The following is a 20,133-nucleotide window of genomic DNA, read 5'->3' as shown; positions in this document are numbered from 1 at the left end:
CTTCTAGCCCCCTACGGGACTCGTTCAAGGCCGAGACCCTAGCTGGGTGGAGGACGTGCCGCGCTACCTGGGTGTCACGGCGCCGCCTGGAAGGAGGCTGCTCATGCTGGGTAACGAGGCCATAGCCCGCGGCTTCCTGGAGGCCGGGGTCCAGTTCGCCGCCGCTTACCCGGGCACCCCGAGCACCGAGATAGTGGAGGCGCTGGCTGCGGCCTCAAGGCTCTACGGGGGCAGGCCGTACGTTGAGTGGAGCGTCAACGAGAAGGTAGCCCTGGAGGCCGCGCTGGGCGCCGCCATAACCGGTGCCAGGGCTATAGCCGCTATGAAGCACGTCGGCCTCAACGTGGCGGCCGACCCGTTCTTCAGCAGCGCCTACCTGGGGGTCGGGGGCGCCCTGGTTGTAGTCTCGGCCGACGACCCCTGGATGTGGAGCAGCCAGAATGAGCAGGACAATAGGTGGTACGGGCTCCACGCCTACGTACCGGTGGTGGAGCCGACGGGGGCGCAGGACGCTAAGGAGGCGGCCCGGCTGGCGCTCGAGTACAGCGCCCGCTACCGGAGGCCCTTCCTCCTCCGCACCACCACGAGGATAGCGCACACCCGGGCGGCGGTGGAGACGGGGCCGGTGAGCATAGAGGCCCTGGAGCCCCGGGGGGAGTTCTCCAAGGACCCGGCCCGGTGGACGCTGATACCAGAGTATGCCAGGAGGCACCGGCTGGAGCTTCTGGAGGACTGGGACAGGCTTGGGAGGGAGCTCGCGGGGTTCCCCCTCAACCGCGTCGAGGGGGACGGGCCGGTGGCGATAGTGGCCTCGGGGATAGGCTACCGCTACGCCAGGGAGGCTGCAAGGATACTTGGCGCCGAGGAGGACGTGACCATCTACGCCCTGGCCACTCCAGTGCCGCTGCCTGGGCCCCTGGCGGAGAAGGCGCTCAGTCACGACACCGTACTCGTTGTGGAGGAGGGCGACCCGGTTGTAGAGATCCAGCTCAAGACCGCCGCGGCCGAGCTGGGCTCCGGGGCCAGGATACTGGGCAAGCGTGGGCCCGAGAGGCTGCTACCCCGCCACGGGGAGCTGGACCTGGGGGTGGTGGCGGCCGCGCTCGCGAAGCTCCTCGGCCGGGAGCCCCCCTCCTGGGCCGGGGGCGGGGCCTGGGAGCCCGGCGTCAAGCTGCCCCCGAGGCCCCCGGTGCTGTGCGCCGGCTGCCCCTACCGCAGCTTCTTCTACGCCCTGCGCCGCGCCGTGAACAAGCTGAGGCTCCGGCCAGTCTACAGCGGGGATATAGGCTGCTACAGCCTGGGCATACTCCCGCCCTTCGAGATGCAGGATATCATTATAGACATGGGGGCTAGTATAAGCGCCGGCAGCGGCATGGCCCACACGCTCCGGGACGATAGGAGGGTAGTAATAGCCATCATAGGGGACTCCACGTTCTACCACAGCGGGGTAACCGGGCTAATGAACGCCGTCTACAACCGGGCGCCCATGCTCGTGATAGTGCTCGACAACCATACCACCGCGATGACGGGGCACCAGCCCCACCCAGGGGTGGGTGTTGACGCGGAGGGCCACAGGGCGCCGGAGGTTAGGATAGAGGACGTGGCCAGGGGCGCTGGTGTAGAGAAGGTGCTGGTCAGCGACGCCTTCGACGTAAAGGACTCGGAGGCGAAGCTGCTCGAGGCGCTGCGCTACGTGGTCGAGGAGAGGAAGCCCGCGGTGCTGGTGGCGAGGGGCGCCTGCATACTGGTGGCGCTCCAGCAGGCCCGCCGCCAGGGGGTGAGGCCCCCTGTCTACTACGTGGACCAGGAGAAGTGCACCGGCTGCGGGATATGCTACACTGTGTTCAACTGCCCCGCCATAATGAGGGGCGAGGGCGGCAAGGCTGTGATAGACCCTGCTCTCTGCACCGGCTGCGGGGAGTGCGTCCAGGTCTGCCCCTTCGGCGCCTTCAAGCCGAGCCATGAGCCTCCGGCGGAGTGGGAGAAGCTTATGAGGACAGCCAAGCCGAGCTAGGGAGGGGGTAGAGGGTTGGCTGGGAGCCTCAACATCCTTGTAAGCGGCGTGGGGGGCCAGGGCCTCATAACGCTCTCGACCATAATAGCGAGGGCGGCGCTGCGCCGCGGCGTGGACGCGCTGGTGGCGGAGACCCATGGGCTCAGCCAGAGGGGTGGCATAGTGACTGTCCACGTTAGGCTGGGCGACGTGGACGCCCCCCTGGTGCCCCGGGGAGCCGCGGACGCGGTACTCTCCATGGAGCTTATAGAGGCTGTTAGGAGCCTAGCCTACCTCCGCCCCGGGGGCACGGTGGTGGTCAACGACTACCTCGTGCCCCCGCCGCTGCCCGGCGTAGAGGTGCCCCCGGCCCAGAGGCTCATAGAGGAGCTGGGGAGGAGGGCCGGCAGGCTGGTAGTCGTGCCGGCCACCAGCGAGGCCCTGAGGCTCGGCGACTCGAGGGTTGCCAACATGGTCCTCCTGGGTGCTGCCCTCGAGGCCGGGGTGTTCGAGGGCTATATTGACGAGGCAGCCGTGGAGGAGGCTATACGCGAGGCCTGGCCGCGGGCGGCGGAGATCAACCTGGCGGCCCTCCGAGCCGGCCGCGAGGCCGCGAGGAAGGCGCTGGAGGCGGTGGCCGCGGCCCCGAGAAGCCCCTAGGAAATGGATAGCAGTAGCGCAGGGCCCCCGGGCTACTCCACTGGCACGAGCCGCCCAGACTCTATCCTGTATACCCTGAAGCCGGGGAGTGCATCCGCCACACCTCTCTGAGGAGAGGTGGCTACCACTGCGACTCCGCGGCGTAGCAGGCTCTCTAGAAGGCTGCTCAGCGACTCCGACGCCTCATCGTCTAGGCCCGTGAAGGGCTCGTCTATGACCAGCGCCCTGGGCCTATGGAGCAGCGCGCGGGCTATGTTAGCCCTCTTCTTCCACCCGAAGCTCAGCTCCCCGGCCCTGGTGTCGAGATAGCGGTGGAGCCCGAGCACCTCTACCACCTCGTCGCCCTCCGGCTCGTAGCCCTCAACGCCGTAGAGCCTGGCGTAGTACTCGAGGTTCTCCCGGACGGTGAGCTCGTCGTAGAGGAGGCTATGGTGGAGCACGACCCCGACGAAGCGTCTAGCGCCCGGGAGGCTGGGCGGCTGCCCCTCCACCAGTACCCTGCCGCGGCTCGGCCTGGTCAGCCCGACGAGTATACGTAGGAGCGTCGTCTTGCCAGACCCGTTGGGCCCGACTATCAGCACTCCCCCGCCCGCCCCGGCGCAGAGGTTCACCCCCCTCAGCACCCAGCCACGGCTCCAGTCATAGCGTTTCCAGACGTCTATGGCTTCCAGCACACAGGCTTGCAAGGGGGATCCGCGCCCTCACGCACTCTAGGCCTGGGAGAAATGGGCCCGGGAGCTCCCGGGCCTCATTTAAAAAGCCTTAAGTTCAGAAGGAGGCCTAGCGCCGGGCCCGGAGGAGAGCGACGGCGAGAGCCACTATGGCTATGACGAGCACTGCTATGCCTATCGGCAGGGCGGTGTTCACGAGCCCCTTGCTCTGCTGGGATGGATTAGGCGTGGCCACGCTGGGTAACGTGGTGTAGCTCGGGGTGGTCGTAGCTGTAGCGGTAGCAGTGGGCGCCTGCGTAGAGGTCGTAGTCGTTGCACTAGCGGTTGCTGTAGTAGATGTGGCAGAGGCCGTCGATACAGTAGTCGTGGCGGCCTGGCCCGCGCCAGCGCCCCTGGCGCTGTTGAATACGTGCTCGAAGTATGCCTTAAGCTCTGGAGTCATGCCCGGCATCATGCTCATCAGCTGGTCCCATGTCTTAGCATTCTGGAACATCTTGAAGTGAGGGGCCTCAGACTCTACAGCCTTGTCGAGGCTAGGGTACGTGGAGGCCCATTCTCTAATCTTCTTGACAACGCCCTCAAAGGTGGGTGCGAGCCCGCCGTTATGACAGCTGCTGCAGCCTTTAGATGCGAACTCCTGCTTAGCCTGCTGATCCGAGAGAACGCCAGCGGCGAAAACGGGTGAGGCAACGCCTATCAGTATTACCGCGACGGCTAGGGCTAGAGGGATAGCACGCCTCATACCCTCATACCCCGTGCTTCACCTATGGGTTTCCTATGTGTATTTAATACTCTTGTACTCACTCTTTGTACCCACTTCACCCTTTGGGGGCAGAGCATACGGATGCGGGGGCATTGAAAAATCCATGAACTTTGCCGAGCCGGTAAACCGTCCCAGAGCAGGGGCCGGCCTAAGATGTCTTAAAGTAGTGGGCCATCACAGCCTTGAGGGTTGGCCTGGCGAGCAGCAGGTATACTAGTATGCCGAGGGCGTGCACGCCAATGGTTATACCTATCTCTATCGGCGTCGGGTAGTATGGCCTCACCTCGCCCAGGGTGCTGGGCTCGAAGGCTGGCAGCACTATCCTCATAGTCTTCTCGGCCACGACAGCTACTATCGTGAGCGATGCTATGAATAATATGCCCCTCTTAGTGCTGTGGATGCGCGGCAACAGGCTTAGTATGACAGCGGCGGCGCCTAGAGATATCCAGAGCCATGCCAGCACCGACACGTACGGCAGATGCTGCCCCAGGAACATCGTTGCTGCCTGTGCCTTCTTGAGGGGCTCTGTGGTGTACCAGAATATCTCCTGCGCATCGCTGAGGGTGAAGTAGAGGCCTACTACTAGGCCGCCCACTATAACGTAGAGCGTCCTTCTGTAGACCTGGACATCTATCTTGAACCCATCCACATATCTTTCAGCTATGTAGAGGGCTACCAGCAGTATGGCTGGACCGCTGGCGAACGCCGTGGCAACGTACTCGGGGGCCAACAGTGGACTGTTCCATATAGGCCTCGCTGTTAACGCCTGGGAGATGAATCCGGTTACCGTGTGTATACCTATGGCGAAGGGCGCTGCTATTGTTATGAAGGGCACTATGAACTTCTTGGGTAGCGGCTTGTCCTGGCGGTAGTAGTGGACCGATGCTAGCACCCCTATCAGGTTTATGGTGAGGTAGCCAGTTATCACTATGAAGTCCCAGTCGAGCATCGAGTGTAGGTTGGGCAGCTGGGGCATCAGTATGAGCGCGCGTATTGGCCTGCCGAGATCGACGACGATAAGCATTAGCACGGTTATGAGTGCTGCTACGGCTTGTACCTCACTTAACGGGGCTATCTTCTTGAACTCCTCGTCCCCGAACACATATGCAGCCAGGCCGAAGGCTATGCCGGCGGCGGCTACACCGACCCAGAATATGAAGAAGGATATGTAGAGCCCCCATGCAACGCTGTCATTCATTGCCGTTAGTATAAGCCCGCCCTTGTCGCTTCCAAGGAATATGGGGGCGTGCTGCACGAATATCCAGAGGTAGAGGCCGTAGATGGCTACCAGCAGCAGCCCCAGCCCCGCTGCATAGTAGCGCGGGTTGTCCGAGACCAGGGCCTCTCTCACAATGTACTTTATTGTACCCCAGAGACTAGGGCTCTCCCTGCTCACGCGTGGCCACCCCCTACCTGCCCCTCGGCTGCAGCTTGCTTGCGTGGAGGCGTGCGGGCTGGGCCGAAGAAGTAGAAGAACCTGGGCTTGGTACCCGCCTCGGGCTTAAGCACGAAGGCGCCGTACTCCTCCAACACCCTTCGTATTGGGCTATTGGGGTCGTTGAGGTCTCCGAACACCCTGGCGCCGACGGGGCAGACTTCGACGCACGCCGGCACCCCGCCGTCACGGGTGCGCTGGATGCACCAGGTGCACTTCTCCATCACGTGGGGCTGCCTCGGTATATTGCCGAGTATATGCATATTGGGGTTTAGCTCCGTCACCGGTATGTAGGGCTTGGCCCAGTTGAAGTGGCGGGCGCCGTAGGGACAGGCGACCATACAGTACCTGCAGCCTATACAGCGGTCGTAGTCGACCACCACTATGCCGTCGGGCTCCTTCCAGGTGGCCCGCACCGGGCACACCATGACGCACGGCGGGTCCTCGCAGTGCATGCAGGCTATCGGCACGTACACCTTGTCCGGCTTCGGCGCATCGTTATAGTGCATGTTGGCCTCCGTTATCTCCATTTCCTTCCGGGGCATCTCGACTACTTTTATCCACTCTATGTGCAGGTTCCTAGCCTGGTTGTTCTCCATAACGCAGGCGTAGGCGCAGCGGCGGCAGCCAATACACTTATTGACGTCGAGCGCCATTGCGTAGCGTACTCCCTTCCGGGGCCCGGTGGCCTTAACCCTTATCATCGCGCAGCGTTTCCGCGCCTCCCTGCAAGCATCGGAGCTCTCACCCCTCGCCCTGCATATCTTCTCAGCCTCCGCGCTGCACCACCTCTTTATCTTGACCTCCTTCTCTCGCGCCCTCCTCTCCAGGGGCGAGCCTGCCTCGGCAGCCTCGGCGACCAGGTCCTCGATTTTGACCGGCACCAGTATCTTCCTTAGGTGGGACCTGTCGACAGCTATGAACGATACAGCTGAGGCGCCGGCCGCGAGCGCAGCCGCCTTGAGGAAATCCCTTCTAGACCTATCCACCCCGCCCGACAAGCCGAGACACCCCGGGATTCAGGCTCCAGAGGAGTTCTTACGGGAGCGCTCATAGGGCAGAACGAGTGCTCCCAGGACGAGGATCAGGCCCCCTACAACCGCCGCTATGTTGCCATAGGTGACGCTGCTCTCATCGGGGGGCGGCGGCCTAAAGGAAGGCCCCGGGAGTATGTTGAGGGCCTTGAGCACCGGGTTGTGGGGGTCGTGGCACTCGACGCAGGCCCTCGCAGGCACCGTCTTCAGGTCCTTGTAGCTGGGGCAGATGTGGAAGTCGTATATGACGCCCTTGTAGCCCTTAACCTTAACCACCTTGCCGCCCTGGCATACGAACGTCTTATTGCCGTGAACCAAGTTGATGTAGTCCATGTACTCGCGTGGATGGCAGACGGCGCAGACCTTGTTGGTCTCCATCAGCTTGTCCCGGCTATGGAGCCCAGGTATGTAGACCTTCGCACCCCCCACAAGGTTTATCATTGTAGGCGGCCGGTGACAGTTGGAGCATACAAGGCCACGATGGGCGCCCTTTGTAAGGTTTATACCGTGGAAGGGCACCACCTTACGGTTGCCCGGCAAGTTCATTGCAGCATGGCACTTTGTGCATGGGTATATCTGGTAGAGCTGCTGGCCAGCTTGCTCGGCGCCGGCCCTGGCCGCAAGGGCTAGCGGCAACACGACCATGGACAACAGCATGAGGATGGCTACAGCCCTAGAGCCACGGAGCCACCCCTTTCTCAACACATGCACCTCCATGATCTAGCCGCTACGCCAGACGCGCTCCGCCAGGCATTCTGCCATGATTAAATCTGCTAGGGCCGAGGCTTACAATAAGAATTAGCCCGAAAGAATTCCCTCCATACACGCCTGCCACAGGATGATAGAAGTTCCCGGAGGATCCTCCGCGGGTTCGCCAGGCCCCAGATGCGGAGAGGACCGGGGCTCTACGCGATCCAGCATCAGGATACGTGCTTAGAGGAGGGGGACCAAGGGTTGCGTGAAAACTCTGAGAAGGGCTCGAGGATGTAACTGGATGGCGCCGCGCTGGTCTAGCCCTCAACCCTCCCAGCGGGCGCCTTATAGCTCTCGTGGCAGCCCTCGAGTATCTTGGACACTAGGAGCACACTATAGGGGCCGGCTACCCTGGAGCCTGTGGAGGGATCCAGGAGGACCGCCTCCAGGGCTGGGTCGTAGGTACCCTCTACCACTATCCTCGAGGAGACTGCAGGGCTGCCGCCATAGAGGGTCTTGAAGGTCGTTGCACTGTATAGTGCTAGGATCTTTGTATGGCCATCCTGCCCCTCTAGTATGAACACTGCATAGCTATCGTCGCTGCCGAAGCGGGGGCCGCTTACCCTGCTAGCCACGGCGTAGGAGCCATACCCCTTGACTAGGAATAGCGTGTCTCCCACCCGGAGCAGGTAGGTGCCGCTCAGGCTGACCGGCCGCCCCTTGACCGTAACGTAGGCCTTGTACTCGAGGTTCTTTAGACTCGATACATCCCGGTAGTCGGAGGATTTTATGCCTACAAGCCCTATGGCGAAGAGAAGCGCGAACAAAACCCCTGCTAAGACGATGTATTTACCTGCTTTAACCATACAGACCCCATGCTGGGGGCTGGGCGACTGCGTTAGTATAAGACTTACCTCGTAGAGTTACGGAGCCTAGATATATAGAGCATCAGTAGGCCTAGTAGAACCATGTACATAGCCGCGTTGAGCGCCACACTCCAGTGTATTACTATCTCCACGCTTCCTCCATTAAGCCTCACTATATGACCGATTATGCTGGGCTTGCCATCAACCACCTGCACGTGGAGCGGCTTGGCAAGCTTCACGTAGCCGCTCCCTGAGAGGTTGAGCGCCACCACGGAGCCGTTAACAAGCCTGGCACCTAGTACACGCTCCACGCCACCGGCGAGGTAGGGGGAGGCCACTATAAAGCCTATCACCATGCCAAGCATCACAAGGCCGGCGCCTACGTAGCGAAGACTGCGCGTAAACGGGATCTCCTCCCCCCGGAGGCGCTCCGCCAGTGTATAGCTCAGCAGCACCGCTATCACAGAGGCCATGAGGACCCTGGCTATGAATACTCTCAGCACGGCTGGCTGCTGCATGAAATCCCTGAAGTTCTCCACGGTGGGGTGCAGGCTCGAGGCGGCTACACGGGGAGCCAGGAAGCTTATAGGCACCATGGAGTAGGCGGCGACGGCGTAGACTGCGCTTAGCCTGCTAGCCCTATCGGGGTCAGGTATACTGGAGCGGAGCACGAAGTAGAGGATGTATGCGAGGAGTAGGAGGAGCACACCGGTCTCCCTTGGATCCCAGGACCAGGCTGCGCCCCAGGACTCGCTGGCCCACGCCATGCCGCTGACGAGCGTGAACACTGCGTAGAGGGATCCGGTAAGCACGAAGGCTCTCACGTAGGCGTCTAGCTTCTCCTTCCCGCGTGTCAGGTAGAGTATGGCCGAGGCGAATGCTAGCGTGTAGAGAAGGTAGCTGCCCCAGGCCATGGGTATGTGTATGTAGATGTTCAGGTAGGCTGTGGGCGAGCCCAGGCTGACCCGCAGCGGGTAGGGGGCATGGTACACAGCATAGATCACGAGGCCAGCGTCTACGAGGGCTAGCAGCGCTAGGAGCGGCGCCGCGAGCCTTGCGAAGCCTCGTGGAGGCATAGCTGCTCCTTCACCAAGGGGTAATCGATGCGGTAAAAGGGTATTTAATGCTCAAGCCCGACATTTCCGCAGGCACCTTGTCACCTGCCACCCTCCCTGTAGGCTGCGACTCTCGAGGCCGCGGCATAGACGGCTGCTAGCGCCATGACCAGGGGGCCGAGCCATACAAGCCTGACGCCGGGTATCACCTTGACCTCTACGTGGAGGCCCTCCCTGGCTATAGTCGAGTTCGCAGGATTGAAGTTCTCGGCTAGAAGGTAGAGGTCCATAAGCGTGGCCTCGAGCTGCTGCCTCTCACTATTATCCACCACGCCGTCCCGGAGCACGTCAATATTGTAGCCAGCAGCCATGAGGGCTGCCAGCGCTAGGCGCTTCTCCGGCGGCAGCTGCTTAAACGCCTCGTGCAGGTAGTATATGAGCAGCTCGTGGTAAGCCGCCCTACCGCCGATGTAGCCCTCCACTACAGGCGGGCTCACCACTACATAGACGTCGCCGAGCCCGTTAGCTATGGGTATGACTTTTGATACTAGGCCGTGTATACCCTGAACCTCGCCGTAGGCCTCGAAGCGGATGCGCACCCTTACATCCCTGTGGGAGCTGCCCCGGTCGAGCCTCAGCTTCACATCAAGCCAGGCTGTCTCCGGCACGAGCCTCGGGGCGGCGACATAGCCCATGCAGCCGTGGACTCCTCCCAGGCATTTTGGCGAGCTTATTACAGCCTCCAGCCGGCTCGTGTTCGTCAGTATGCTGTAGATCGATGAGTGCTCTATCAGCCGGATAACCCTGCGCATTGTAGGGTCTGCGGAGGCTACTATGTAGGCGCTGACCGCCTGCGGCAGCTGTGAGGGCACCTCGATGCCGCTGCCCCCCGGCGCCGCTATCGAGCCGTAGATGTAGAGGGCTGCGTTGCTCCCGCTAATGGTCCTCCCCTTCAGGTCTAGTGGTCTGCCCTGGCCCGCGAAGAGTAGGGCTTCGGAGAGCAGGGCGGCGCGGCTCACCGTTATGTTTACCCCGTCGACGGCTATGCTGAGGGGCTTGCCGGGCTCTATGCCTATGAACTGGTGTATGCCTATTTTCTGCTCCAGTGGGGCCTTCCTAGGCAGCACTATGGCCAGGTTACCGGCTACCAGCAGCAGGTTTACACTCATTATCCCCGTGTTGGGATTCATGTTCAGATTGATGTTTATTGATGCATTGCTGAGTATTATCTCCACGGGCTCGCCGCTAGCAAGTACTACTGTAGTATTTCTCTCTAGGTCGAAGAGCTTGAGCGTGGCATTGGCCTTTACTACGAGGGTCTTGTTGAGGGCCAGCGGGCTCTTTCTGGCAATGCCGAGAAGCCAATCTATTGTCTTGTTCCTGGCTACCAGCTGCTTGCCCTGGTTGTAGAGGTTGAGGAATCCCACTATATCGCTCTTTATGTAGTTTATCGTGCTCCAGGCTAGCATATAGGTGCTGCTCCTGCCCACGTAGTCTGTGTATATGTCTACGGTGGAGTTGCTTATCCCGTAGCTATAGCCCTCGAAGACTAGCCTAGCTCCTCCGGGCAGCTCTATCGAGTCGCCGGGCTTCAGCTGGTAGTACCAGGTGTACTTGGTGTTGAAGGCGTAGGTGCCGCTGAGCAGCACACCTATAACGGTGACGGCGAGGCCCAGGTGGAGCAGGGATACGCTGGTCAGCCGGTCTGCCAGCAGCCTCCGGGGACCGAGGCGCAGCTTGTAGGCGAGGTAGGCTAGCACGGAGGCGGCGGCCACGAGGGCCCATGGGAGGCCGAAGGCCATCATCGCGTTTGTCGCAAGCGGGCTGAGCGGGGCTAGGAGGTAGGTGCCGCGGTAGGCGGCCAGCCCGAAGGCTGTAGCCACTATAGCGGTCGATGCGGTGAGGGCGGCGTAGCCGCGCCAGCCCAGCTTGTCGCCGGTGAAGGCTAGCGGGATCGCCGCGAGGAGGACGACTAGCACCGGGTATAGTACTGGGTGGAAGTAGCGGATGCCGCTCTCCATCTGCGGCACGCTTACCTCACGGCCGATGGCCGTCAGTATTGAGGGTAGGAAGAGGGTGCCGTAGACGTAGACCGCCGCGGCGGCGAGCACGAGGCCGGCTACCAGCAGCCCCACAGTGTAGGACTGGCGGCGCCTGAGCACGGCGGCAGCCTCTGAGAGCGCCTCCTCGCCCCTTCTGGCGGCGAGGTAGACTGCGTAGGCTGCGGGGGTCAGGCCCGCGGCCAGCAGCACTAGAGCGCCAGCACTGGGGGCTGCGAAGCTGTGGAGCGGGCTGAGCCCTGTACGCGTGACATACATAGCCATGAACACTGAGCTCAGCAGCCAGGCGGAGTTGAACGCTGAGAGACTTGGCAGGGTCATCAGTAGGTGGGGCAGCACTGTTGCCACAAGCCATACCATGAGCTCGCTCGTCTCTACAGGGTCCCAGGCCCAGTAGCCTCCCCACCCGAAGGTCTCGTAGCTCCAGTAGCCGCCAAGCATTATACCGATGGTTAACAGTGCCCAGCCTAGCTCATACACCACCAGGCAGCGGCGCCTCTCCCCCGTCAGCATCGCGGCCGCGGCCACTGCGAGGAGGGCATAGCCGCTGAAGGTGCTGAGTGGGTGAGGATAGAGCCAGGGGCTCTTCAGCAACGGGTTGAGCCCGGCGCCGCTGGCAGGGTGCCCCTGCATAGGTGTGAAGGCATCGTTGAGGAACGCGGCCGCCAGCCCGGCCAGCACTATGCTGCCCAAGAGTACCTGGAAGCTGCGGCGCCTATGCCTCTGGAGCAGGTAGAGGCCGGCGAGAGAAGCCAGCACGGCGAAGAGGTAGAGGCTGCCTCCGCCGCCAGCCCAGGAGGAGGCTATCCTCATCCAGGCCGGCAGCCCTGGACTAGTCTCCCAGAACACCTCCTTCAAGCTGTAGTCGAGGCGGACAAAAGCAGAGACGTATAGCGGCCACCCCAGCACCGCTGCCAGGAGGCCGTAGCGCAGCAGCCTGGAGCCGTCCCGCCGGGCTAGGGCAGCCGCCACCCCGGCGGCTACGAGGACCCCGGAGGCCAAGGGTAGCACGCCAGTATAGTGGAGCGGAAGCGCCATCTCACCCAACCTCTTCCCGTCCACGGCCGAGTGGAGCTATACGCGGGGCTAGACGAGCTGGAGGGAGTACAGCAGGAGGTAGACGCCGGCGGCTAAAAGCACCGCACCACCAACACGGCTTAGCAGGTCATACCTGGCCATGATCCTGCTGACAACGCCGCCGCCCACACGGCTCACCGCGTAGACAGCCGCCGCCAGTGGGATGCTGATACCGGCCGCGAAGCTGCCCGCCACCAGGAGCCCCGAGGCCAGGTTCCCGGAGCTGGCCACGAGCAGCAAGGCGCCGACCACTATAGGCAGGTTGCACTGGACCGCCAGGAAGCCGTAGACCGTGCAGAACCCCGCCAACCCGCCGCGGCGAGTGCTTACAAGCCCCTCAAGCTCCACCGGGACGCCGAGGAGGCTAGCCACCCCGGCGGCCACGACCGCGGCTGCCACAACCGGGACTAGTATGCTCTGCAGCGAGGAGGCCAGGCTAGAGGCCAGGGCGAACACAAGCCCTATGGCTATAACGCCGGCGAAGGACGCGGCGCCGCAGGCCACGCAGCCTGAGGCGCTGACCCTTCTACCGGAGGCACCGACTACACTGACGTAGGTTGCCAAGAGCGGCAGCACGCAGGGGGAGAAGGCGGCCACCGCGCCGGCGGCGAGCGCCGCCAACGCGCTCACCGCGCTAGCCCCCGCAGTGCCGGCCTCCTCGAGGGGGCTCGAGGCGCCACGCGCCGGGGCGGCGGTAGTGGTGTTAGCTAGCGCCCTGCGGCCCACTATCCTAGGGGCCGCCTTGCCCTCGAGTATCGCCGAGACGTAGTCGAGGAAGTAGGCTGCCCTGTCAATCTCGTAGGATGACAGGTCCGGGAGGTACTTCCTCATAGACGCTACCGCCGTCATCAATTCTCCATAGCTGCCGTAGAGCTTGCGGAGCGTCATATTCTTCTCCAGAGCCTCCTTCATCTTCTCCGCCAGCGGGTCGGGCTGCCCGCTACGCGAGGACAGCCAGGCCTCCAGAGACGCCTTATCAAGACCCTTCACCTCCCCGTGGCAGGCCGAGCACCGCTCGTTGAACACGCGCAGCCCCTCCTGAGCAAGCTTCTCGGGCTCCGATACCGTGGCGGCGCCCACGGAGAAGAGAGCCCATTCCAGCATAGCATTCGTTATGTTGCTGCCCCCGAAGGCGCCCACGTGCCTGGCCACAGGCCTACCGTTAACAAACACTATGAATGTCGGCGTGTCGGTCACATGGTACCGCATGAACACGTCCTGGGTGGCGGGGCTGAACATGACGTGGAGGAAGCGTATGGGGAGACTATCGCTCTCGCGCTCCAGCACCGCCCAGTAGGGGTACATCCTCTTACATACAGGGCACGTGGGTGACTCGAACATAACCGCTACAGGCTTTGATGACCCCAGCACCACTCTGTCGAACACACTGGAGCTTCTTATCGAGTACCCGCTTACGCTTAGATAGTAGTTAGCCACGTGCATCTCATGCTCAATCAGCGCTGCCGTGAACGAGGCGGCGACTATAACCACGGAAACCAGCAGCAGGCCGGCCCTCTTAGCCCGCTGGAAGCCGCGCAGGTCCAGACGCATCCTACGTGGACTTCTCATACCCGCTGCACCAGTAGCCCATACCCTCTAGGCAAACGATTGTGGCAAACCCATGGCTTCGTAGAAATAGTCACAGCTAATTTACCTTATGACTATACTTTTCGCCCCCGGCTAGCTCTACACCTCCTCGAGCACATAGCGGGAGAGCCACACAGTCAGGCCGGCGAAGAGGAGAGCTGCAGCCGCGAGCCAGCCCACCTCTAGGAGCGAGACAGGGGAGCCGGCCAGCGCCGCCACAATGCTCGGCGCGGCTGACTGTATGTAGGGCAGCACGAGCACGAGCACCATAACCGGCATGAGCACTGCGCGGGCCTCGCTGAACACGAGTATCGCGGAGGTGAAGCTGGACACAGCGGCCAGGTACATGCTGGAGACCAGGGCTAGGAGCAGCACGACAAGCCTTAGAACGCTCCCAATCTGCGCGAAGAAGCCCATTGACGCTAGGAACACCAGCGTCTGTAGAAGTATCACAGCCATGCTGTAGATGAACTTCGCCATAAATACAGCCTCCGCGCCTATGGGGGCTAGGCGGAGCCCGTCAAGGGTCCCCCGGTCGGCCTCACGCACAAAGCTCGACAAGCTTCCGAACACCGCGAGAAACACTAGGACCAGCGTCAAGGCTATACTCGTGGCAGCCGCGTTGACGCCGGCAGCGCTCCTCATAACGTAGGCTGAGAGCAGGCCTGCAGAGACGGAGAAAACTAGCATAGAACCCGCCTCAACGCGCCGACGTATGTCGAGCAGTACATCCCGGTGTACTATGGCTACTACAGCGCCCAGCACGCCCATGAGCCCCCGAGGGGCTCTAGAACACCGAACCCTTCTCCCTTCTTAGCCTAGCCGCCCCCAACCACCGGTTCTTCGACACTCTCTCCGACACCCGCCTTCCCGCGCTTTAACCCATGCTTGGAGCCTAGACGCTTCTCTACCACGTTCATCTGGTGCTCTCCCTGCAGCATCCTGCCTACTAGGTATTGCGGAAGCTCGTGGCGTACGAAGGCGTCTATTATCTTTGATTCAGCTCTCCGGAGGAGCTCAGCCAGCGTTGACACCGAGAGCCCAAGGCTCTCCGCGAGCTGCTTGAGACTTATCCTACGGGGGAAGCTATAGTAGCCCATGAAGTAGGCGTATATTATCGCGAGCTCCTGCTTCTCCGTAAGCATATAGGCGTACTCGTCTATGCTATGACTGTGGATTATCTTGCAGCCCCATCTACGTAGCTCCTCGAGAGCGCTGCTGCGGGCTATTATGAACTCATACAGGATGCCTAGAGGCGTGAGAACCACCGTCTTAGACATAGCCCCTATAGGGGCCGCTACCAGCGGGCACGCATCGCCCTTCGGCTCTGCCGCGCGTTTACTGCAGTAGCTCCTCTTGGAGACGAGTATGCGGAGAATCCTGTTAAACTTATTAGAGTAGATCTGCTGGAAGTAGACCTCCGGGGTCTCACGTAGCTTCCTCTCAAGCTCGTTCATGACATGATTGTCTCCGCTCATCCTAACCCATATTTCCGTGTAGTCATCGGAGAGCGCGTTCACGCGGAGCACGCGTAGAGCAGGGCTGGTAGCCTTGTCGCCACCTATTATTTCTCTAAATCCAGTGCCTCCGTCAGAGCCTTCATCGAGTTCATGATGCCCGCCGAGCGAGGGGACGGATCTAATAGCCTTGAGCAATGGGCAGTCAATGTTACGTATACAATATATAACTAGCGGCTTGTTAGCGTGCATCCCTTAGCACCCCGGGAGCTCTAATACGGGCATTAATTCTGGGGGCGGAATACGTAAATAAACAGAAATAAGCACAAAAATAAGCAGAGTATGAGGATGAGAAGGGAAACATACTACCAGCTTCACCCGCTTAGTCGCGTGTTATCGAGCATAGTAATTATAAATATTACTGCTGTGTGGCGTCGAGCTATAGCGCTTGCCAGCGACGCAGGCCTACTAGGACCGTCTAGCTAGGGGTAGGCGGGAAAGCACAACGCCCAGTGCTACGCCCAGAGCGCCTGATACGATCCATCCTGGTGCACTGGCGGGGGCGTGAGAGTGCGTTAGGACAGTTGCCCCGTGCGGGTTCTGGCTCCTCTCCGGGTTCTCTACTAGCACCGGGCTACCGGTGGTAGCGTAGGTGGCATAGCCGGTGGACTTGTTGCGTGTAGTTTGCGTCCGTGGAGGGCTGCTTGCCCGCGTCGCGGGGGTTGAGGCAGATGTGCTACTATCCTCGAAGACTTCTATATCTATGAATGGCCAGCTGTCCGCCCTGCTTGCAGCCGCTATGAGGGCCGGGCCTATGCTGGCTTTAAGCCTCTTCCTACACCCTGGGGGTGCTAGGGAGAGCATTGTTCTAATCAGGTCCAGCAGGCTTACTGGCTTACCGCCGCCCGCCAGCGAGCTGTTGAAGAGCTGGCGTAGGGCTCTCGTGTATAGGTCCGTGCCGCAGGCATGGACCCCGGCGTACCGGAGGGCGGCATTCATCCTCATCCAGGTGGCGTACGCGTCCCCGGCCTCTATGGAGCCACGCACGTAGCTTACTGCCATGCTGTAAAGCCTGGGGTCCGCGTCGTGGAGGGCTTTCAGCGCCAGGAACTCGGTAGCCGCCTCCTCTAGGCTGAAGTCCCCGCCGAGCAGCCCGCTGTTTAGCCACCCATGCACCGTCTCGTGGGCCGCTGTGTGCACGAGCCAGGGGAGATCCACCTGGAGTAAGCCCGTCTTAATGTAGACCATTCCCCCAGTGCTGTGGCCGCTCTTGGGGAGCTGCAGTGGCTGCCCCTTAGGGTCGACGAGCACCACTAGCACTGGGGAGCGGGGGCTAGGGCCCAGCCACTGGGATACGAGGGAGCGGACGACGGCTACCACGTGTGCCGCATAGCTAGCTGTTTTACCGGGTAGCCTGCTAGAGTATATTATTGTCAGTCCGGTGCTGCTGTTATCCACCACGTGGTAGCTCGAGGCATCGGCCACCACTACGCTGTCGAAGACGTAGTACCTGGCCAGCATGCGCAGGGGCACACGGTAAGGGCCCCCGGGGGGCCCGTAGCCACGCCAGTCCATAGCGCTTCTAGCCAAGTAGCCTCTCGGAGCATTAACCGTCACAACCGCCGGTGCGCCGCCGCTAGCCCGGCTTATGGACTCCAGCCTGGCAGCGGCCTGGGGGCAAACCGTGTCGAGAATGTAGTAGAGCGGTGCTGCCACGAGGCTTCTGGAGATGTCGCGTGTCTCGATGTAGTAGATGTTTGGTCTCAGCACGCCAGTGCAGCCGACATCCAGGCCGGGGCCCCGTAGCTCCACGTGCACCCTCCAGGAGGAGTCGTCTATGGGCTTGAGGAAGTCTATCCTTAGGCTGTAGCTTCCCTGGTGGGCCTGGACTGCGCTGAAAGCTAGCGCAGGCATTAGGAGCGCCAGGGCCGCGGCTGCGGCGCGGGCTTGCCTCATCCTGGACTCCCTTCCCGGGGACGCCTAGGCGCGGGCTCCGTAGCCCTAGGGCTAGGGCTTGAGGCTCTCAAGGCGGGTGGAGGAGGGGTTGGAGAGGCCGGGTATGGAGAGGTAAAAAGCCTTGGGCGCGGGTGACGGCTAGCGGGAGGGCTGCTAGCCCCTCCTGTATACGATGGCTATGCCTAGGGCTATTACTGCCAGGGCTAGCGCTATTCCGCCTAGCGTGTAGGATGCTGTGGCTACGCTGTCAATCTTGCTGCTCAGCTTGTCTATCTTGCTGCTTATCTCCTCGGCTATGCTTAGAGCCTGGCCAGCCTTGCTGCTGGCCTCCTTGGCTTCGTTGCTAGCCTTCTCCGCCCTAGCGCTGGCCTCCTGGGTCTTGCTGCTTAGTGTCTGCAGCTGGCTGGTCACCTGCTTTATCTGCTCTACAACCTGCTCTATGTTCTTGGCCTGGGGGCTTATAGCTTCAAGCTGCTTACTCAGTTCCTCGAGCTGCTTCACTAGCTCGTTCACATTAGTCTTCAGAGTGCTTACATCACCCTTTAGCGCATCCACCTCAGCGGCGGCGCCCTCAACGCTCTCTAGCTGGCTCTTTAGGGCTGGCACCTGCGCGTTGAGGGCAGCTATCTCCGCCTTTAAGGCCTCTATCTCACGCTCTATCTGCGCTATCTTCGCTGCCAGCTCGGGCGTATACTTGCCGCCTGCAGCGGCCTTGAGGCTCTGCAGCTCGGTCTGCAGCATCTTTACCTTCAGGTTGAGGGCTATCCAGTTGGTCATCTTACCGAGGGCCTCCATCACTGTGTCGACTATGCCGAACCAGTGCGCGTAGTCGGGACCCATCATCATGGCACCGTTCCTCCAGCGGCGGCCCTGGTGGTGCCATATGTAGTACCACATTATCTCCGGGAACTCGTCCAGCTTGTTGGTCGGATCTGCTATGCCCTCCTTCCAGGACAGCTGTAGCAGGCCGTATGCGAACTTAGCCACTATGTCGTAGTCTATTATGTTCTGGTCGGCTGTGCGGAAGAAGTTGTCTGCCCACTGCGAGCTGTGGCAGAGCTTGCACACCTTCTTCATCTCTTCACGGTGCTTGGCCAGCTCGCCGCTATACTCTATCTTCAGCAGCCTCGGGAACTTAGTCTCGCCGGGGGCGGGGCCCTCCACTATCTTGAAGCCCATGAACACTGGGTACCGGTACTCCGGCGGGGCGTTGGGGTTCTTGTGGGCCTCTATGTCCTCGGCCTTGCCGGCGAGCTGGCTCCAGCCGTAGAAGAGCGCCAGCTGCACCTTGTCGGGTATTATGCCCTTGGGTATGCTGAAGAAGTGCATCTCGTCCCATACAAGCCTGTTTTCAAGGTCGTGCGTGCCCTTCACAACTATCCTGCCGTCAGGGGTTGCTATTGTACTTATATGGCAGGTAGCGCAGGTAGGCGCGTTGAAGTCGCTGCCCACATGCCACGGCAGGGTCTCCCAGTTCCATTTCTCGCCGTAGGCGTGCTCTATGTTACCATGGGCGCTCTCCTCGTAGATCTCTATGTGCGGGTGGTCGTAGCCTAGGTGGCAGCGGCCACAGGTCCACGGTTTGCGAGCCTGCTTGAGGCTGAAGAGGTGCCTATCATGGCACGCGGTGCAGGTGCCTATGCTGCCGTCGGGGTCTACACGGGCTGCGCCATTGTTAGGCCAGCCCCATAGGGCTACCCTGTTAACTGTGAGGCCGCGGAGCTGAACCGTCTCCTTCTTGTAGGGCACCACTATGGTGCCGTGGCACTCGCCACAGGCGTGGTAGATGTAGCCGTTCCTAAAGTACGGGTGCTCCATTATGTTGCTTATAGGCTTGCTCACCTTGCCATCCATTGTTGTGACAGTTATCTTTATGCCAAGCCTGCTGAGGACTGTGGTGTTCAGTACGCCGCTGGCAGGCCACAGCGGGCTTATCCAGTTCTTGAAGTCCATGTCGTAGGGGGTCACCATGCCGGTAGCCTGCTTAAGCATCTTTACTATATCGTTCTCCCTGCCGGTTTCAAGGTACTCCATTACAGCCTTAGCTATGTCCTTGTAGAAGTCCCAGTCTACCTCGTCCTTGTCGCGCTGCTTGAGCAGGTAGGGCGGGAGGTACTTGAGGTACAGCTGCTTGGCCTTGACGTCGCCGAAGGGGTTTGCGCCCTGCTTCTTGGCCCAGGCTAGTATGCCCCTATACCAGGGTAGGAATGGTGAGTGCAGAGCGCCAGTGGCGTGCCAGGTCCAGCTTATCTCGGCAGCCTCCTTGGGGTGGCACTGGCTACAGTCCTTCTTGGTCACTATTGTTACTATCTTGTAGCCGAAGTGGTTCTCTATCACGTCGGGCCTATCCTGCACCTTGAACATGCCGTGGCACTCATAGCAGCCTACAACGTAAGGGTAGTTCTTGAACTTGTCAGCTATCTTGTCCGCCCACTCGGCGGCTCCAATGGCCTTGTAGAGGTCTGCCGCCTCCGCGGGGGTTGCCTGGGCGTGCTTGCTGTTAGCCCACTCGTAGACTATGCCGGGCGTGTACTGGACGTGACAGCTTAGACAAGCCTTTGTCTGCGGGCTCACCTTGTCGCTCCGCATTAGCTCCTGTACCTTCTTTACCAGCTGGTCGCCGAATACCACATTGTCGTCCTCGGCATGCGCCGCGGGCGCCAGGGCTGCCACTGCGAACAAGAGTATAGCTAATGTGACCCCTGCTAGGAGGAGCCTCCTCATAGCTTGGTGCCCTCCCTAATACAACCGTGGTAAGTTGAGTATCCATAGTGTACAACTAGTTATGTTTGGATCCCTAATCTTTCGGAGCCCACCGGGGCATGT

General features: G+C 61.1%; 15 protein-coding genes. 2 read left to right on the top strand and 13 right to left on the bottom strand.

Going from position 1 to position 20,133, the window contains the following annotated elements; all coding sequences use genetic code 11:
* Window positions 1-55: 55 nt before the first annotated feature.
* A complete protein-coding gene (iorA, locus tag ACZ42Y_RS08770) occupies window positions 56-2,014 on the top strand; it encodes an indolepyruvate ferredoxin oxidoreductase subunit alpha (RefSeq protein ID WP_464735490.1) in 1,959 nt (652 codons plus the stop codon).
* 15 nt (window positions 2,015-2,029) lie between these two features.
* The gene (locus ACZ42Y_RS08765) at window positions 2,030-2,653 is read left to right on the top strand and encodes an indolepyruvate oxidoreductase subunit beta (RefSeq protein ID WP_058370364.1); all 624 of its coding nucleotides are present in this window, start codon (window positions 2,030-2,032) and stop codon (window positions 2,651-2,653) included.
* Between the two features lie 32 nt (window positions 2,654-2,685).
* On the opposite strand, the gene ACZ42Y_RS08760 is transcribed toward ACZ42Y_RS08765, so the two are convergent.
* The 13 genes from ACZ42Y_RS08760 to ACZ42Y_RS08700 all read right to left on the bottom strand — a co-directional run bounded on the left by ACZ42Y_RS08760 (window position 2,686) and on the right by ACZ42Y_RS08700 (window position 20,031).
* Window positions 2,686-3,339: an ABC transporter ATP-binding protein gene (locus ACZ42Y_RS08760; RefSeq protein ID WP_168371219.1), complete on the bottom strand. Its 654-nt coding sequence runs from the start codon at window positions 3,337-3,339 to the stop codon at window positions 2,686-2,688.
* A 94-nt stretch (window positions 3,340-3,433) separates the two neighbouring features.
* The gene (locus ACZ42Y_RS08755) at window positions 3,434-4,066 is read right to left on the bottom strand and encodes a hypothetical protein (protein WP_464735489.1); all 633 of its coding nucleotides are present in this window, start codon (window positions 4,064-4,066) and stop codon (window positions 3,434-3,436) included.
* A 169-nt stretch (window positions 4,067-4,235) separates the two neighbouring features.
* Window positions 4,236-5,483 (bottom strand): NrfD/PsrC family molybdoenzyme membrane anchor subunit, encoded by a 1,248-nt coding sequence (gene nrfD / locus ACZ42Y_RS08750; protein ID WP_058370367.1) that lies wholly within the window; start codon window positions 5,481-5,483, stop codon window positions 4,236-4,238.
* The gene (locus ACZ42Y_RS08745; protein WP_236698102.1) at window positions 5,480-6,523 is read right to left on the bottom strand and encodes a 4Fe-4S dicluster domain-containing protein; all 1,044 of its coding nucleotides are present in this window, start codon (window positions 6,521-6,523) and stop codon (window positions 5,480-5,482) included. Before ACZ42Y_RS08745 ends, nrfD begins: the two co-directional genes overlap by 4 nt.
* 18 nt (window positions 6,524-6,541) lie before the next feature.
* On the bottom strand, window positions 6,542-7,201 hold the full coding sequence (locus ACZ42Y_RS08740; RefSeq protein ID WP_464735488.1) for a hypothetical protein: 660 nt from the start codon (window positions 7,199-7,201) through the stop codon (window positions 6,542-6,544).
* A 365-nt stretch (window positions 7,202-7,566) separates the two neighbouring features.
* The gene (locus tag ACZ42Y_RS08735) at window positions 7,567-8,076 is read right to left on the bottom strand and encodes a hypothetical protein (protein WP_464735487.1); all 510 of its coding nucleotides are present in this window, start codon (window positions 8,074-8,076) and stop codon (window positions 7,567-7,569) included.
* An 83-nt stretch (window positions 8,077-8,159) separates the two neighbouring features.
* Complete coding sequence (locus ACZ42Y_RS08730; protein WP_464735486.1) at window positions 8,160-9,191, bottom strand: cytochrome c biogenesis protein; 1,032 nt, start codon at window positions 9,189-9,191, stop codon at window positions 8,160-8,162.
* Between the two features lie 80 nt (window positions 9,192-9,271).
* Window positions 9,272-12,268, bottom strand: a complete 2,997-nt coding sequence (gene ccsA, locus ACZ42Y_RS08725; RefSeq protein WP_464735485.1) for a cytochrome c biogenesis protein CcsA — start codon at window positions 12,266-12,268, stop codon at window positions 9,272-9,274.
* 48 nt (window positions 12,269-12,316) lie between these two features.
* Complete coding sequence (locus ACZ42Y_RS08720) at window positions 12,317-13,876, bottom strand: thioredoxin domain-containing protein (RefSeq protein ID WP_464735484.1); 1,560 nt, start codon at window positions 13,874-13,876, stop codon at window positions 12,317-12,319.
* Window positions 13,877-13,993: 117 nt separating this feature from the next.
* Window positions 13,994-14,665 (bottom strand): heme exporter protein CcmB, encoded by a 672-nt coding sequence (locus tag ACZ42Y_RS08715; RefSeq protein WP_464735483.1) that lies wholly within the window; start codon window positions 14,663-14,665, stop codon window positions 13,994-13,996.
* A 47-nt stretch (window positions 14,666-14,712) separates the two neighbouring features.
* Window positions 14,713-15,549, bottom strand: a complete 837-nt coding sequence (locus tag ACZ42Y_RS08710; RefSeq protein ID WP_464735482.1) for a helix-turn-helix domain-containing protein — start codon at window positions 15,547-15,549, stop codon at window positions 14,713-14,715.
* Between the two features lie 270 nt (window positions 15,550-15,819).
* On the bottom strand, window positions 15,820-17,307 hold the full coding sequence (locus tag ACZ42Y_RS08705; protein ID WP_464735481.1) for a hypothetical protein: 1,488 nt from the start codon (window positions 17,305-17,307) through the stop codon (window positions 15,820-15,822).
* 153 nt (window positions 17,308-17,460) lie between these two features.
* Window positions 17,461-20,031: a multiheme c-type cytochrome gene (locus ACZ42Y_RS08700; RefSeq protein ID WP_464735480.1), complete on the bottom strand. Its 2,571-nt coding sequence runs from the start codon at window positions 20,029-20,031 to the stop codon at window positions 17,461-17,463.
* Window positions 20,032-20,133 lie beyond the last annotated feature (102 nt).

The organism is Pyrodictium brockii (assembly GCF_055379715.1).
This window is presented reverse-complemented; position numbering and strand designations above follow the sequence as displayed.

What these genes read in the sequence shown, in the direction of transcription:
- ACZ42Y_RS08755 (WP_464735489.1), bottom strand. Translation starts at nt 4,066, where the DNA reads ATGAGGCGTGCTATCCCTCTAGCCCTAGCCGTCGCGGTAATACTGATA.
- ACZ42Y_RS08740 (WP_464735488.1), bottom strand. Translation starts at nt 7,201, where the DNA reads ATGGTCGTGTTGCCGCTAGCCCTTGCGGCCAGGGCCGGCGCCGAGCAA.
- ACZ42Y_RS08730 (WP_464735486.1), bottom strand. Translation starts at nt 9,191, where the DNA reads ATGCCTCCACGAGGCTTCGCAAGGCTCGCGGCGCCGCTCCTAGCGCTG.
- ccsA (WP_464735485.1), bottom strand. Translation starts at nt 12,268, where the DNA reads ATGGCGCTTCCGCTCCACTATACTGGCGTGCTACCCTTGGCCTCCGGG.
- ACZ42Y_RS08720 (WP_464735484.1), bottom strand. Translation starts at nt 13,876, where the DNA reads ATGAGAAGTCCACGTAGGATGCGTCTGGACCTGCGCGGCTTCCAGCGG.
- ACZ42Y_RS08715 (WP_464735483.1), bottom strand. Translation starts at nt 14,665, where the DNA reads ATGGGCGTGCTGGGCGCTGTAGTAGCCATAGTACACCGGGATGTACTG.
- ACZ42Y_RS08705 (WP_464735481.1), bottom strand. Translation starts at nt 17,307, where the DNA reads ATGAGGCAAGCCCGCGCCGCAGCCGCGGCCCTGGCGCTCCTAATGCCT.
- ACZ42Y_RS08700 (WP_464735480.1), bottom strand. Translation starts at nt 20,031, where the DNA reads ATGAGGAGGCTCCTCCTAGCAGGGGTCACATTAGCTATACTCTTGTTC.